This is a genomic window from Marinobacter arenosus, assembly GCF_019264345.1.
Lineage (GTDB): Bacteria > Pseudomonadota > Gammaproteobacteria > Pseudomonadales > Oleiphilaceae > Marinobacter > Marinobacter arenosus.
Genome location: NZ_JAHVAO010000001.1, coordinates 2,736,094 through 2,751,277 on the forward strand (window position 1 = coordinate 2,736,094; position 15,184 = coordinate 2,751,277).

Here is a 15,184-nt window from a genome sequence, read left to right on the forward strand (position 1 = left end):
CCGTATTGTAAAAAAAAGAACGACAGAAAAGGTCTGAAAAACATAAAGTTACGAGTAATTGTCCCGATTTTTCAGAAAATCTCCCTGCGGCTTTGGAACCTTTGCAATTAGACCTACGTGGTGGGCACCTAAAGGCGACGGAAGCGCCGAACTACAAGAAACCCACAGGTGACAGAGTATGCTTATCCGCAACGTATTGTTCACAGCCATGTCGGCAGCCGCACTCGGTCTGAGCGGCTGTCTGGACAGCAGCAGCCAGACCCAGAAGAACGCCAATCCCGATTATCGGATCAACAGTGATCTGATTGAGCGCGGCACCCATCCGTTGTTTGATCCACTGGAAACAGAGTTCGTGATACCCAGCGATGCCCTGTTTTTCCTGAGCGAGGTCGATGACGGCACCATGCTCAATGGCACGGATCCGGCTAACCCTGTGACCCAGGGTATTGGATTCCTGGACGGTGCCTCGGTCCTCGCGCCCATCGATGTGAAGATCAGCGCCAGTCTGGACGACCAACAGATCCTGGATGCCCGGGACTTTGTCGAAGTCGACGGAACGGTCGTGCCCAATCCCGACCAGAACGTGTTTCTCGTGCCGGTCGAGTTTGCCGGCGGCGATGCGCTCCAGCCGCTCGACTCGGAAGCGCCGGGGTTGACCCCGGCCGCACGGTATCGCCAGGCCGTGCGTCTGCAGGAACAGGGTGACACCGCCGGTGCCGATGCGATTTTCAGCGATCTGCTGGCGGAGAAGGTTCGGGTTGAGTTGCTGGACATCGACGGTGGCCAGAACAACCTGGTGCGGGTACTGCCCCTGACACCGCTTGAGGCCAAGACCCAGTACGTCCTGGCCCTGACCAACGACATCGTGGACGCCAATGGTGAGCCACTGGTCGGTTCGCCGATTTACCAATCCGTGGCCGATCCGGAGCGCACTTTGTCGAACGCGGCGTTCCAGCCGTTCCGTGATGCCATGCTGCCGGCGCGCAACCTGGCGGCGGATTATTTCGACTTCAAACGTGAATCGACAGCGGCCGCCGGCTTTGCCTCGACCTTCGACGACGTGGTGTATGCCACCTCGATCACCACCACCGCGGTGGAGGATGTCATTCTCGCCAACGCCGCGCCCATCACCTTCTATCGCTCAGTGCTGACCACTGCGCAGCGGCAGGAAGAACTCGGCAAGCTGGTGGACGGTTTTTACAACCTCAGTGACCAGCCACTCGGCGAGGGTGCAACCGGCGAGGAAGCCAACCTGAATTCCGCGCTTTACGCCACCTTGACCGATCCGGCGTTTCGGCTCTATGACGACAACCTGGCGACCATTCTGATGGACGCCAACGCCAATGGCACCGTTGTCCTGTACAGCGACGTTGTTGCCGACGCTGGCGCGGATCGGCGCGTTGCCCACATCGTTCAGGTGGCCGCCGCCCAGGCGACCGACGCCAGTATCGATGTCGAGACCGAGGCGCAGAATCTGGCGACGGCCGCCGAAGCGGTGGTGGATGCGCCCAAGCCCCGTCCGGTTTCCGTGTTCAGCCAGCGGGACGGTGGCGATGTCAATCCGGCCCTGGCCCAGGAAGTTGCCGGCACACCCCTGAACGTTCATGTCTACGAGGGCGAGATCACGCTGCCTTATTTCCAGGCCCTGCCTGCGGAGGGCGATGGTTCGCCGTTGACCACCGAGAGCTGGTTGCCGGCTGACTTTTCCGGCGACGAGTCCCTGAATGCGGCGCCCTCTGACCGGATCAGCTACCGGTTCCCGTTTGCCGGCAAGGTCGCGGACACCACCGTACCCATTGTGGTGGCAGCCCCGGACACCAATAACCTGGTGATTTCCAGTCAGCAGCCCGCTTCCGGCTACCCGGTGATCATCTACCAGCACGCGGTGACCACCGACCGTTCCGCCATCCTGCCCATGGCTACGGCGGCCGGCCTGTTGTGTGCAGACCCCGCGAACAACCACGACTGTTTCGTGACGATCGGTATCGATCAGCCCCTGCATGGCATCTTCGATGAAGGGATCGTGGGACTGAACCCGATCACCACCCAGAGCGGTGCGTCGGCGGACGCCACCGAGCGCCATTTCGGCTTTGCGGCCAATGCCGAGCTCAGCCCGGTCCCGGCCGGAGAGCTGGAAGCGCCGGAATCCGGCAGCCTGTTCCTGAACTTCGCCAACTACGCCAATACCCGGGACAACATGCGTCAGGGTGCGCTGGACCTGCTGAACGTGAGTGCGTCATTGCAGGCCATTGAGGATGCCATCAACGCCTGTGCGGACTGCCCGCAAACCCTGAACCTGGATCCGGATCGGGTGTATTTCCTGAGTCATTCCCTGAGCGGGATGGGTGGGGCCGCGTTTCCCCACGTCAATAACGCCGCAATCGACGCCGGGAACACCAACCTGAGCCCGATCATGGCCTCGAACTTCCTGAACACCGGCGGCGGCTTCACCCGTCTGGTGGAGAATTCCCAATCCATCGCTCCGCGGGTGCTGCCGGGTCTGGACGCGGCATCGGATGGCCTTCTGGCCCAGGGACGCACCGAGCTCAACATCTATTTCAACGTCTTCCAGGGCCTGCTGGACTCCGCGGATCCCACCGCCTTTGCCCCGATGTACCAGGGCGAGCCGGTGCTCCTGACCGAGATTGCCGGGGTGCCTGACGATGTCGACCGGCCCACGGACAACACCGTTCCCAACGCCGCCGATCCTCTGCTGTACCCGCTCGGGCCGCTGGCGACCACAATTCCCGAAACCGGCTTCGTGATTGCGGGCGAGAACATGCCCATGGCGGGCACCGATCCCCTGGCGGCGGCGATGGCCGCGGAGTCGACGCCACTGGGTACCGACCTGCCCTACATCACCCGCTACCTGGAAGGTTCCCACGGCAACCCGATCTCCGCCGGCCAGAAAAGCGCGGACAGCTTCTCCTCCCGTGCCGTGTTCGACGAGATGGTGTTCCAGATGCTGACCCTGTTCACCGGCACGGATCCGGTCACGGTCAACAACCCCTGCGTCGTTCAGGATGCGGACACCACCGGGACTGACTGCACCGCCGATGGCAACAGCGATGCCGGTGACGGCAGCGGTTCCGGCGGCGACGGTGGCGGTAGTGACGGCGGTGACGGCGGCCTGCTGGGTGGCGGCCTGCCGATTTGATCCCGCGACCGGCCCCGGACTGCCGGAGCCGGTCTGAACCTCCTCTGATACACAGTAAATCAAGGCGTTAGCCTCGCCGTACGGGGAGGCTTTGCCCAAAACTTGCGGAGCAAACGCAATGACAACAACAAACTCCACCGTATCCAGAACGACCCGCCTGGCGCTGGCGGTGCCACTGGCCTGCCTGTCCACGTCGGTTGCCGCCTTCGATTTCGACATCTACGAGATCGATGCCTCGTTCAGTACCACCCTGACCGCCGGCCTTGCCTACCGCCTGGAGGATCAGGACAAGGACCTGATTTCCCAGGGTAACCTGGGGCCGGAGTTCGCATTCAGTGACACGGGTGCGTCTTCCAACAACTTCGACGACGGCAACCTGAACTTCGAAAAGGGCGAACCGTACTCGCAGATCCTGCGGGGGCGCAGCGAGCTGTTCCTGGATTACGCGCCGGACAGCGACGTCCTCACCCGGGTGGGTGCGCTGGTGCGCGGCAGCTACTACTACGATTACGAGCTCAAGGATAATCCCCGCGCCGTGGACCCGGTCGGGCAGCGCCGCGAGTTGAATGAGGAAGCCAAGGACAACGCCGCGGGCGTGGACCTGCTCGATGCCTATGTCTTCACCGACTGGTATTTCGGCGATACCCCGGTGTCCATCCGTTACGGCCGTCAGGTCGTCAACTGGGGTGAAAGCACGTTCATTCTTGGCGGCATCAATGCCGTCAATCCGATTGACGTCCCGGCCTTCCGGGCCCCCGGCGCCGAACTGAAGGACGTCCTGTTGCCGGTCGAGATGCTGTATACCTCGGTAGGCATCACGCCGGAGGTCACCGTCGAGGCGTTCGTGCAGACCGATTGGGAGCCGTTCCGGATCGATGACTGCGGCACCTTCTTCTCCACGGCGGACGTCGCGGCCGACGGTTGTGGGCCGGTGCTGCTGGCCGGCCAGGTGCCAGATTCCCAGGCCTTCGAAGAGGGCTTCATCGCGCCTCGCCTTGGTGACAAGGAGCCGGGCGACAAGGACCAGTTCGGGGTCGCCGCCCGTTGGTTCGTGACCGACCTGGATGCCGAACTCGGGCTGTTCTACACCCGTTACCACAGTCGCCTGCCCTACATCAGCGGGGTGGTGAATAACCCGGAGTCGCCGGAGGCGAACCAGTTCAACGATCCGAGCAAACCGTTCTCCCGGTTCCCGAGCTACTTCATTGAGTATCCGAAAGGCATTGACCTGTTCGGTCTGAGCATCAACACCACCCTGCCCACCGGCACCTCCCTCGGCGCGGAATACAGCTTCCGGCCGAACCTGCCCATCCAGTGGAACACCTTCGAGCTGATTTACGGTGGCCTCCAGCAGCGCGGCCCCGACGGTCAGGTCATCAGTAAGCTGGAGCAGCGTGAGCGCGCCAGTGGCGGCAACTACGCGGGTGATGCCGTGGACGGCTATGACCGGTTCAAGGTGTCCCAGGCCCAGGCGACCGCGATTCACTTCATCGATCGGGTGATGGGCGCTGCGCGCTTCATCATCGTTGGTGAGGTGGGGGCCACCTACATCCACGATTTCCCGGGGAAATCCGAGGCCCGCTACGGCCGTTCAGGGATCTACGGGGTCGGGCCGGTGCCGCTGGATGGCCCCAGTTTCTCCGGCGACTTCTGTAGCCAGGGCACAGACAACGATCCACGCCTGAACATCAACGCCAGCAACTGCCGCGGCGACGGTTTCACCACCTCGTTCTCCTGGGGCTACCGGACGCTGTTTGTCTGGGACTACCCGGATGCGCTGGTCGGTGTGAACCTGCGACCGAAACTGTTCTGGACCCACGATGTAAAAGGCTACGCGCCGGATCCGGGTGGCAACTTTAACGAGGGCAACAAATCCATCGGGCTTGGCGTCGAAGCGACCTATCAAAACGCCTACAAGGCGAACCTCAGTTACACCACTTACTTCGGCGGCGATTACAACGTCATCAATGACCGGGATTTTGTCGCCGCCTCCATTTCCTATTCCTTCTAACGAACCTTTGAGCTGACAGGAGTATTGATCATGAAAACGATGAGAACCCTGATGTTTGGCGCGGTTGCGGGCGCCTTCCTGGCCTCCGGACCGGCCCACGCGGCGGTGTCCGAACAGGAGGCCGCCAAACTGGGCGACAGCCTGACCCCGATCGGCGCCGAGAAAGCAGGCAATGGTGATGAAATTCCCGCCTGGACCGGCGGCTTGACCGAGGCACCGGCGGGCTACAAGGGCGACGGCCGCTACGTTGATCCCTTCCCCGGCGACAAGGAGCTGTTCCGGATCAATCAGAGCAACCTGGAGCAGTATGCCGACAACCTGAGTCCGGGCCAGATTGCCATGATCAAGTCCTACGAGGATTATTTCATCCCGGTCTATCAGACCCGCCGGACGGCCACATACCCGGAAGCGGTTCAGCAGCAGACCATGGAAAATGCCACCAAGGTGGAACTGGTGGAAAGCGGCAACGGCCTGAAGAACTATCAGACCGCGACGCCGTTCCCAATTCCCCAGAATGGCCTGGAGGCGATTTTCAACCACATCACCCGGTATCGGGGCGGTTCGTTCACCCGAAACGTCGCCCAGGTGACACCGCAACCCAATGGCGATTTCAGCCCGGTGAAGTTCACCGAATCGTTCACGGAGCGGGTGGCGCTGGAAGACTACGAGCCGTCCGAGGATCCGAACGTGATGTTTTACTTCAAGCAGGCCATCACCGCGCCGTCGCGGCTGGCCGGGAACGTGCTGCTGGTGCACGAGACCATCAACCAGGTGAAGGAGCCTCGCCGGGCCTGGTTGTACAACTCCGGCCAGCGCCGGGTGCGCCGCGCGCCGAATGTGGCCTACGACGGCCCGGGTACCGCGGCTGACGGCCAGCGTACGTCCGATAACCTGGACCTCTACAACGGCGCGCCGGACAAGTACAACTGGGAACTGATCGGCAAGAAGGAGATGTACATCCCGTACAACTCCTACCGCCTGGCCAGTGGGGACCTGAGCTACGAGGACATCATCCAGCCCGGACACATTGACCAGAGTCTGGCCCGTTACGAACTGCATCGGGTATGGCATGTGAAGGCCACCCTGAAAGACGAGGAGCGCCACGTGTACGAAGTGCGGGATTTCTACCTGGACGAAGATACCTGGCAGATCGCGCTGGTTGATCACTACGACGGTCGTGGCAGTCTCTGGCGCGTCGCCGAGGCTCACGCCATGCAGATCTACGACGCCAACATTCCCGCTTATGCCTTTGAGACCCTCTACGACCTGCTCTCAGGCCGGTACCTGGTCATGGGTATGACCAACGAAGAGGACGCGCCGTACGAGTACGGTACCGAACGCAGTTCCCGGGAATACACGCCGGCCGCCCTGCGCCGGGCCGGTGTTCGCTGAGACGACGGTTGATCGGAGTGTGCCCGGGGCCAGCCATGCTGGCTTCCGGGTCAACCGACAGTAAAGGAGGGGAACCATGCTCGAGCTGATGCAGACAACCCTGCTGTTCGACATCGAGCGGCGTTTGCTTTTTCGAGGTGGCCATTGGCTGGTCCGCACCCGGGAGATTCCCGAACTTGGACCTTACCCGTCACGACTGGAGGCCGTGGAGGCGCTCTATCGTCATGTCGCCGTCTGTTCGGGACGGTTAACGCAGGGAGAGCCGACGCTGGCCCGGGATTTCATCCGGCATTCCGTGGCCGAATGTCAGGAGCCGGGCTGCCAGATCTGTGCCGATCTTGAGGCCCTGACCCCCGACCCCCATCAGGCTCAGCTGAACGCGGCGATGCCCGTCTGACCACGGCCCAGGATCAGGGCGTGGACGTCGTGGGTCCCTTCGTAGGTGTTGACCGCTTCCAGGTTCATCACGTGACGGATCACATGGTACTCGTCGGCGATGCCATTGCCCCCGTGCATGTCGCGGGACACCCGGGCGATGTCGAGAGCCTTGCCACAGTTGTTGCGCTTCATCAGGGAGATGGCGTCGGTTGAGTAGTTGCCGGCATCCATCATCCGGCCCAGTTGCAGGGCCCCCTGCAGGCCCAGGGTGATTTCGGTCTGCATATCCACCAGTTTTTTCTGAATCAGCTGGTTGGCCGCCAGGGGCCGGCCGAACTGGGTGCGCTCCAGCGTGTAGCTGCGAGCCGCGTGCCAGCAGAACTCGGCGGCGCCCAGGGAGCCCCAGCTGATGCCGTAACGGGCCTTGTTCAGGCAGCTGAACGGGCCTTTCAGACCTTCCACGTCCAGCTTGTTCTCGTCCGGGACAAACACCTCGTCCATAAAGATGGATCCGGTCTCCGACGCCCGCAGGGAGAACTTGCCTTCAATCTTCGGGGTTTCCAGGCCCTTGGCGCCGCGCTCGATGACAAACCCGGTGATGGTGCCGTCCAGCTTGGCCCAGACCACGCACACGTCGGCAATCGGCGAGTTGGTGATCCAGGTTTTGGAGCCGCTGACCAGATAGCCGCCGTCAACTTTCTTGGCGCGCGTCTCCATGCTGCCCGGGTCGGACCCGTGGTTGGGCTCGGTCAGGCCGAAGCAGCCCACCTTTTCGCCGGAGGCCAGTTGCGGCAGGATGCGCTTTTTCAGGGCTTCCTGACCAAAGGCGTGAATCGGGTGAATGACCAGTGACGACTGGACACTCAGGGCAGAGCGGTAGGCGGAATCGACCCGCTCCACTTCCCGGGCAATCAGGCCGTAGCAAACGTGGTTCAGGCCCGGCCCGCCGTATTCTTCCGGCAGGGTCGCGCCGAGCATGCCCAGTTCGCCCATGTCGTTGAAGATGGTGCGATCGAACTTCTCGTGACGGTTGGCTTCGATGATGCCGGGCATCAGGCGCTGGTCACAGAAAGAACGGATACTGTCGCGAACCTGGCGCTCGGTTTCGTCCAGTTGGGTATCGAGTTGCAGTAGATCATCCCAGGGTGTGGATGCCATGGTGTTTCTCCTCGGTAGAAATCAGTGGTTAACCCGTTCGATGACAGCGGCAATGCCCTGGCCGACGCCAATGCACATGCTGATCAGGGCGTAGCGGCCGCCGCTGCGTTCCAGCTGGCGGGTGGCAGTGAGTGCAATCCGTGCGCCGGAGGCGCCGAGCGGGTGGCCGACTGCAATGGCGCCCCCGTTCGGATTCAGTCGGGAATCGGTCGGGTCAATGCCCAATCGGGTGGTGCAACCGAGAACCTGGGCGGCAAAGGCTTCGTTGATCTCGATAACGTCCATATCCTTGAGGCTCAGGCCGGCGCGGGCCAGCGCCTTTTCGCTGGCGGGAACCGGGCCATAGCCCATGACGTGGGGAGCCACGCCGGCGATGGCGGACGCCACGATCCGGGCCCGGGGCTGAATGCCGGCTTTTTCGCCGGCTTCCCGGGAGCCAATAATCAGGGCGGCGGCGCCGTCGTTGATGCCGGAGGCATTGCCGGCGGTGACCACACCGCCCTCAAACAGTGGCCGCAAACCGGCCAGGGCTTCTGCCGTGGACTGCGGGCGCGGATGCTCGTCCTCGCTGACGGTGACGGGGGGCTTTTTACGCCCCTGCGGCACCTCGATGGGCAGGATCTCGTCGGTGTAGAAGCCGGCGCGGCGGGCGTCCTCGAAGCGGGCCTGGCTCTGGGCGGCAAACCGGTCAACCAGGTCCCGGTCCAGGTTCAGCTCCCGGGCAATGTTGTCGGCGGTTTCCGGCATGGTGTCCGCACCGAAGGCCCGCTCGATGGCCGGGTTCGGGAAGCGCGCGCCAATGGTGCTGTCGAAGGCTCGGAAATCCCGGCTGAACGGGGACTCGCTCTTGGCCATCACGAACGGCGCGCGGCTCATGCTCTCGGCACCGCCGGCAACGAACAGGTCGCCTTCGCCACACCGGACCGCCCGAGCGGAATCAATAATGGCGGCCAGCCCCGAGCCGCACAGGCGGTTGACGGTCAAGCCGCCGGTCTCAACCGGCAGGCCGGCCAGCAGCCCGGCATGGCGCGCCAGGTTACGGGCATCTTCGCCGGCCTGGTTGGTGCAGCCGGCGATCACGTCCTCGTAGGCCTCGGGGGCAAAGGCATTGCGCTCAACCAGGGCGCGAATCACGCTGGCCAGCAGGTCATCGGGGCGAACCGGGGCGAGGGCGCCGGCGTGACGGCCGAAGGGCGTTCTCAGTCCGTCATAGATGTAAGCGCTCATGGCTGCTTCCTCTATATACAGGGGACCAGATGTCATTGTGAGCTGACGAACCCGGCGAAGAAAGCGGTCGGGTCTGTCTGGTCATTTATGCTAATATAGTTTCGTTAAGCGAAACACAGTTTTGTAATCAGTTGACGAAAGACTAATCCGGGTGTGTTTGAAATGCAAGCAGAGACCATCCCTTTCGGGCCGGTTGAATCATGACGACAGTGGAACGCGGGTTATTGCCAGTTGCGGTTGCCCTGGAACTGGTTGCCATGTGCCTGGCCAGCCAGGCGTTGAGTGCGCTGGCCGGCGTGCTCTTCCTGGTGGGCTTTCTGTGGGCCGGTAAGCGCCTGCAAGCCTACTCCCGGGCCCTTCTGGTGGTGGCGCTGGCGGTCACCGCGTGGCTGACTTATAAGGGCCAGTTGACGACGCCCCAGCTCATCAAGGCATCGGCGGATGCCGCGTTCTATGCCGCGTTTCTCGGTAGCCTCGGCATGATGCAGTGCCTGGTCCGGCGGTTCGAAGTGCTTCGGCGCATCCACGACGTGCTGCTGGGCGGTCGCCCGGTCTGGCTGTACCCGAAATACGCCCTTGTCAGCTGTGGCATTGCGTCCGTGCTGAGCTTCGGGATGATGAATCTCTTGTGCGGCACCCTGTCGGAGACGCTGAGCGAACGCGGTATCACCGGTCAGTCCAGGTTGCGTTGGTTGCGCAGTGTGTTGATCAGTGCGCTTCGGGGCTTTGCCCTGGTACCTCTGGTTGCCCCCACGAGCGTGGCGGTGGCGATCCTGACCCGGGAACTGCCGGTCTTGAGCTGGTCCATGCTGCTGCCGTTCGGTGCGACCGCAGCGGTTGCCCTGGTTCTGCTGGGGTGGCTGCTTGAACAGCGCCGCTTCCGGCAGGTCAGCACCGAGCGCGTTGCGCTGGACCAGTGGCCGGCCGGCACGGTCAGGCTGCTGGTTCTGGTCCTCGTGGTCTTCTCCGTGATGGCAACGCTGGTGGCGCTCACCGGTTTGAAGGTGTCGGCGGCGGCCATGCTGGCGGTGCCGGCCATTACCCTGCTCTACATGCTGTGGCAGGACCGCTCCCCGGCGGCCATCACCCGGGAGGCGTCGGCCCAGATATCCGCAATGAGCAACGAGATGGCCATCTTTGCCGCCTCCGCCATTCTCGGTGTGGCCCTGTCCGCCGTTATACCGGGGGATGCCCTGAGCGGCCTGGCCGCCTCGGCCGGCGGTGTGTTCGTGCTGGCCGCCGCCGGCCTGCTCATGCTGCCGCTGCTGTCGGCCATCGGCATCATTCCGATTACCGTGCTCAGTATCCAGGCCGGATTCCTGCCCCAGCTGATTGCCGAAGGCGTGGACCCGCTGCCCATTGCGGTGGCACTGGTCATCGGGTTCTCGCTGGCCATGATGCTGTCGCCGTTTGGCCCGTCGGTGATGCTGCTGTCGCGCTTCGGGCAGATATCCCGCTGGAAGGTGGCATTCCGCTGGAACGGGCTGTTCGTGCTGATCGCGGTGCCGCTGTTGCTGGCGTTCCTGGCGGTCATCCTGCGCTGATCGGGGTCAGTAACCCCTTGCGCGGTCGACCACGCCGCTGATCGGCCTGCCCGCGGCGTGAGCGCGGATTTTCCCGGTGATCTGTTCGATGGTGGATTCCCGAAGCGTGCGCGCCGAGATGTGCGGCGTGACGGTAACGCCCCGATGGCGCCAGAACGGGTGGTCGGCCGGCAGAGGCTCCTCCCGGAACACGTCCAGCGAGGCCCGGGCCACCTGACCCTCGTCCAGCGCGCGCAGCAGGTCTTCCTCGACCAGGGATTCTCCCCGGCCGACATTGATGACCACCGCGTCCGGCAGCAACTGGCTGAGCAGGGGATAGTCGATCAGGTCCCGGGTGGCCTCGGTCAGGGGCAGGGTGTTGACCAGCACCCGGGTTGTGCTGAGGAACGGCCCCAGCTCTCCGGTGCCTGCGTAGGTGTGCACACCGTCCAGGTCGTGTTTGCCCCGGGCCCAGGCATTGACCGGGTAATCGAGGGCGGCCAGCGTGCTGGCGACCCGCTGGCCGATCTGGCCCAGGCCCATGATGCCGACCGGCCAGTCGTTACGTCGGATGGGCCGATGGATCTTCCACGTGCCCTGTCGTTGCTGTTCCCGGTAGGCCTCCATGTCCCGGCTGGCTTCCACCAGCTGGTGCAGGACGTACTCCGCCATCTGCGCGGACATGCCGGCATCCTCGAGGCGCACCACCGTAAGGGTGGGTGGCAGAACCGGAAGGGCCATCAGGCCATCGACGCCGGCGCCCAGGTTGAAGATCGCTTTCAGATTCTTCTCCCGTTCGAACAGCGCCGTCGGGGGCTGCCAGACGATAGCGTAGTCTGCGTCAACAACGGGGCCGTTCGGATCCCAGACGTATACGTCCGCCTCGGGTAACAGTGTTTTGATCGGTTTGGTCCAGCGCTCGGGTTTCGGATCACCTGCAGCGAAAAGTACCTTCATGGCGGCTCCATGTTCGAAAAATAGGGAGTATCTGGTTATGCTATTTTGCTAGGCAGAACAAAATGCCGAAACAAATCGGGAATATCGGGTCCTGACCCGCTATTCGGATTAAATCTGTGAAACATTCGGGAAGAGTGTTTCACATTCGGCACGGATTTTGAAAAGACCTTGTGGTACTTGATTTCGTCAACGATTAAAATACCGCATCTTTTGTATGCATGGGATTTATATCCCGGACACCGGACCAGGCGACGCTGTCGGAGGACGCCTCACTATGTCGAAAGCACAAACCACATCACCGGAACTGATGGTTGCCTCTGGTGATGGCGAACCGGTGAAGCCGGAGAAGGACCGCAAATTCGTCGAGGCGCTTTCCCGAGGGCTTGATGTCCTGCGCGCGTTCAGTCAGGGCTCGGTGATCCTGGGCAACCAGGACATCGCACGGATTACCGGTCTGCCCAAGCCCACGGTGTCGCGCATGACCTACACCCTCACCAAGCTGGGATACCTGAGCTACAACATGCAGCTGGAAAAATACCAGCTCAGTTCTGGTGTTCTGGCGCTGGGTTATGCCTACGTGTCCAACCTCAAGGTTCGCCAGCTCGCCAAGCCCTACATGGACGAGTTCGCCCGTCAGACCAACATGTCGGTTGGCCTGACCTGCCGCGATCGCCTGCACATGATCTATGTGGAGAACCGCCTGCCGCCGGAAGCGTCGCTGCTGCGCATGGACATCGGGCTCAAGCTGCCGATGGCCACCACCTCCGCCGGTCGGGCGTATTACTGTGCCATCAGTGACAAGGCCCGGAAAATGATCGATGACGCCATGGAAGCCAAATATGGCCCCGAAGGCTGGCCGGAAAAGAAGGAAGGGCTGGAGCGCGCCAAGGAAGACTACGAGAAATACGGTTTCTGTCTGTCGCTCGGCGAATGGGATCGCAACATCAACTCCGCCGGCGTCCCGATCCAGCTTCAGGACGGCACCATCATGGCACTGACCTGTGCGGCACCCTCCTACCTGGTGCCGGGTGAAAAGCTGCGCGAGTCCATTGCCCATCAGTTGGCGATGCTGGCCAGCGATATCGAATCCCTGGGCGTCTAAACGTCAGCAGGCACCGCTATGGTGCCGTAGCCACGGGGCTTGCCAGAAAACCGCAGAGGAAACTCTGCGGTTTTTTTGTGCCTGGTCTTTAATTGGTGGTTGAAACGCCCGAAAAACTCCTATTAAATCGTTCCCATGTTTCGCTTGTTAAAACTACATTCCATATTAGGCGAGGAGAGATTATGTCTGAGGTCGTAACTTACAACCGTGAAGGCACCGTTGGCGTGATCACCGTGAACTACCCACCGGTCAATGCCCTCAGTCACGCGGTTCGTTCCGGCCTGCTGGCGGCGCTGGAACAGGGTCAAAACGATGCCGACGCCCAGGTGCTGTTGCTGGTGTGCGAGGGGCGCACCTTTATTGCCGGTGCGGATATTCGCGAATTCGGCAAACCCCTGCAGTCGCCGGGACTGCCGGAGGTCATGGACCGCTACGAAAGCAGTGACAAACCCATTGTCGCCGCCATCCACGGTACGGCTCTGGGGGGGGGTCTGGAAACGGCCCTCGGATGCCACTATCGGATTGCCCTGAGCAGCGCCCGGGTGGGGCTGCCGGAAGTGAAGCTGGGTCTCCTGCCCGGTGCCGGCGGTACCCAGCGTCTGCCGCGCCTGACCGGGGCCAGGAAAGCCCTCGAAATGATCACCACCGGTGAGTTCGTCGATGCCCGCGAGGCCCTCGAATTGGGCATTGTTGATGCGGTGGACGACGGCGACGACATCAAGGCCGCCGGCCTGGCATTCGCGCAGAAAATCGCCGATGAGGGCAAGCCGGCCCGCCGAGTCCGTGACCTGACCGACAAGCTGGCGGCGGACAAGGGCAGCGACGTGTTCGATCAGTTCCGAGCCAGCCTCGAGAAAACGGCCCGCGGCCTGTTCTCGCCGTTCAAGTGTGTCGATGCGGTGCAGGCCGCGTTTGAGCTGCCCTTCGAGGAAGGCATGAAGCGCGAGCGTGAGCTGTTCACCGAATGCATGGAATCGCCCCAGCGGGCGGGCCTGATCCACGCCTTTTTCGCCGAGCGCGAGGTGTCCAAGGTCAAAGGGCTGGCCAAGGATACGCCGGTTCGCGAGATCGGCAGTGTGGGTATCATCGGCGCCGGCACCATGGGTGGCGGTATTGCCATGAATTTCGCCAACGTTGGCATCCCCGTCACCATCGTTGAAGTCAAACAGGAAGCCCTGGACAAGGGACTGGCCATTATCCGAAAGAACTACGAGAACTCGGCCAAGAAGGGGCGCATCAGTCAGCAGCAGGTGGAAGAGCGGATGGCGCTGATCACCGGCAGCCTGACCTACGACGACTTCAAAGAGGTCGACCTGGTCATCGAGGCCGTGTTCGAGAACATGGCGATCAAAAAGGAAATCTTCGCCAAACTGGATGCCGTGTGTAAGCCCGGAGCCATTCTCGCATCCAATACCTCGACCCTGGATATCGATGAGATCGCCTCGGCCACTCAGCGCCCGGAGGACGTGGTCGGCATGCATTTCTTCAGTCCGGCGAACGTCATGAAGCTGCTGGAGAACGTCCGTGGCAGCAAGACCTCCGACGAGGTCAAGGCCACGGTGATGGCGGTGGCCAAGAAGATCAAAAAGGTGGGTGTGCTGGTCGGCAACTGCTACGGCTTTGTCGGCAACCGCATGCTGCACAAGCGCGGTGCCGAGGCCATGTCGCTGGTTAACGAAGGTGCCACACCGCAGCAGGTGGACAAGGTGCTGACCGATCTGGGCTACCCCATGGGGCAGTTTGCGATGTCGGATCTTGCCGGTATTGACGTTGGCTACCGCATTCGCGAAGAGCGCCGCAACGCGGGGGAAGACGTGCCCGCCAGCTGGATGGACAAACTGGTGGAGCAGGATCGTCTCGGCCAGAAGACCATGGCCGGTGTGTACCGTTATGAGGAGGGCAGCCGCAAGCCCATTCCCGATCCGGAGGTGGACGCCATCATCGCCGACTTCCGTAAGGAGCAGGGCATCAAGCCCCGTGACATCTCCGAGCTGGAAATTCTCGAACGCTGCATGTTCGTGATGATCAACGAAGGCGCCAAGATCCTCGAGGAGGGCATTGCCGACCGCGCCCTGGATATTGATGTGGTGTGGATCTACGGCTACGGCTTTCCCGCATACCGGGGTGGCCCCATGTTCTGGGCCGACCAGTTGGGCCTCGACACCATCCTTGAGGCGGTGCAGAAGTATTCCGACGAGCTGGCTGGGGACCAGTGGAAACCGTCTGCCCTGCTGAAGACGCTGGTTGCCGAGCGCAAGTCCTTCGGAGATCTGTAACTC

General features: G+C 62.3%; 10 protein-coding genes. 7 read left to right on the forward strand and 3 right to left on the reverse strand.

The genetic code is table 11. The features are described 5' to 3' along the window. Positions 1-178 precede the first annotated feature (178 nt). The 4 genes from KXD86_RS12500 (at position 179) to KXD86_RS12515 (ending at position 6,957) form a co-directional block, all read left to right on the forward strand. Entirely contained in the window at positions 179-3,157 is a 2,979-nt protein-coding gene (locus KXD86_RS12500; protein ID WP_218636335.1) for a hypothetical protein, read from the forward strand. A gap of 118 nt (positions 3,158-3,275) precedes the next feature. Beyond that, entirely contained in the window at positions 3,276-5,168 is a 1,893-nt protein-coding gene (locus tag KXD86_RS12505) for a DUF1302 domain-containing protein (RefSeq protein WP_218636336.1), read from the forward strand. 39 nt (positions 5,169-5,207) lie between these two features. After that, the gene (locus tag KXD86_RS12510) at positions 5,208-6,560 is read left to right on the forward strand and encodes a DUF1329 domain-containing protein (protein WP_376770977.1); all 1,353 of its coding nucleotides are present in this window, start codon (positions 5,208-5,210) and stop codon (positions 6,558-6,560) included. A 76-nt stretch (positions 6,561-6,636) separates the two neighbouring features. Continuing rightward, entirely contained in the window at positions 6,637-6,957 is a 321-nt protein-coding gene (locus KXD86_RS12515) for a hypothetical protein (protein ID WP_218636338.1), read from the forward strand. Here KXD86_RS12515 and KXD86_RS12520 read toward each other — a convergent pair. Continuing rightward, positions 6,930-8,096 carry an acyl-CoA dehydrogenase gene (locus KXD86_RS12520; protein ID WP_218636339.1) on the reverse strand — a complete coding sequence of 389 codons (1,167 nt, stop codon included), beginning with the start codon at positions 8,094-8,096 and terminating at the stop codon, positions 6,930-6,932. The genes KXD86_RS12515 and KXD86_RS12520 overlap by 28 nt on opposite strands. 21 nt (positions 8,097-8,117) lie before the next feature. After that, entirely contained in the window at positions 8,118-9,323 is a 1,206-nt protein-coding gene (locus KXD86_RS12525) for a 3-oxoadipyl-CoA thiolase (RefSeq protein WP_218636340.1), read from the reverse strand. A gap of 200 nt (positions 9,324-9,523) precedes the next feature. Here KXD86_RS12525 and KXD86_RS12530 point away from each other — a divergent pair, with 200 nt between their 5' ends. Further along, the gene (locus KXD86_RS12530) at positions 9,524-10,867 is read left to right on the forward strand and encodes a hypothetical protein (protein WP_218636341.1); all 1,344 of its coding nucleotides are present in this window, start codon (positions 9,524-9,526) and stop codon (positions 10,865-10,867) included. A 6-nt stretch (positions 10,868-10,873) separates the two neighbouring features. Here the strand turns inward: KXD86_RS12530 and KXD86_RS12535 are convergent, their stop codons facing one another. Beyond that, on the reverse strand, positions 10,874-11,803 hold the full coding sequence (locus tag KXD86_RS12535) for a 2-hydroxyacid dehydrogenase (RefSeq protein WP_218636342.1): 930 nt from the start codon (positions 11,801-11,803) through the stop codon (positions 10,874-10,876). Positions 11,804-12,077: 274 nt separating this feature from the next. Here KXD86_RS12535 and KXD86_RS12540 point away from each other — a divergent pair, with 274 nt between their 5' ends. Both KXD86_RS12540 and KXD86_RS12545 read left to right on the forward strand, forming a co-directional pair. Continuing rightward, entirely contained in the window at positions 12,078-12,905 is an 828-nt protein-coding gene (locus KXD86_RS12540) for an IclR family transcriptional regulator (protein WP_218636343.1), read from the forward strand. A 182-nt stretch (positions 12,906-13,087) separates the two neighbouring features. Next, a complete protein-coding gene (locus tag KXD86_RS12545) occupies positions 13,088-15,181 on the forward strand; it encodes a 3-hydroxyacyl-CoA dehydrogenase NAD-binding domain-containing protein (RefSeq protein WP_218636344.1) in 2,094 nt (697 codons plus the stop codon). Positions 15,182-15,184 lie beyond the last annotated feature (3 nt).

What these genes read in the sequence shown, in the direction of transcription:
- KXD86_RS12500 (WP_218636335.1), top strand. Translation starts at nt 179, where the DNA reads ATGCTTATCCGCAACGTATTGTTCACAGCCATGTCGGCAGCCGCACTC.
- KXD86_RS12505 (WP_218636336.1), top strand. Translation starts at nt 3,276, where the DNA reads ATGACAACAACAAACTCCACCGTATCCAGAACGACCCGCCTGGCGCTG.
- KXD86_RS12510 (WP_376770977.1), top strand. Translation starts at nt 5,208, where the DNA reads ATGAGAACCCTGATGTTTGGCGCGGTTGCGGGCGCCTTCCTGGCCTCC.
- KXD86_RS12515 (WP_218636338.1), top strand. Translation starts at nt 6,637, where the DNA reads ATGCTCGAGCTGATGCAGACAACCCTGCTGTTCGACATCGAGCGGCGT.
- KXD86_RS12520 (WP_218636339.1), bottom strand. Translation starts at nt 8,096, where the DNA reads ATGGCATCCACACCCTGGGATGATCTACTGCAACTCGATACCCAACTG.
- KXD86_RS12525 (WP_218636340.1), bottom strand. Translation starts at nt 9,323, where the DNA reads ATGAGCGCTTACATCTATGACGGACTGAGAACGCCCTTCGGCCGTCAC.
- KXD86_RS12530 (WP_218636341.1), top strand. Translation starts at nt 9,524, where the DNA reads ATGACGACAGTGGAACGCGGGTTATTGCCAGTTGCGGTTGCCCTGGAA.
- KXD86_RS12535 (WP_218636342.1), bottom strand. Translation starts at nt 11,803, where the DNA reads ATGAAGGTACTTTTCGCTGCAGGTGATCCGAAACCCGAGCGCTGGACC.
- KXD86_RS12540 (WP_218636343.1), top strand. Translation starts at nt 12,078, where the DNA reads ATGTCGAAAGCACAAACCACATCACCGGAACTGATGGTTGCCTCTGGT.
- KXD86_RS12545 (WP_218636344.1), top strand. Translation starts at nt 13,088, where the DNA reads ATGTCTGAGGTCGTAACTTACAACCGTGAAGGCACCGTTGGCGTGATC.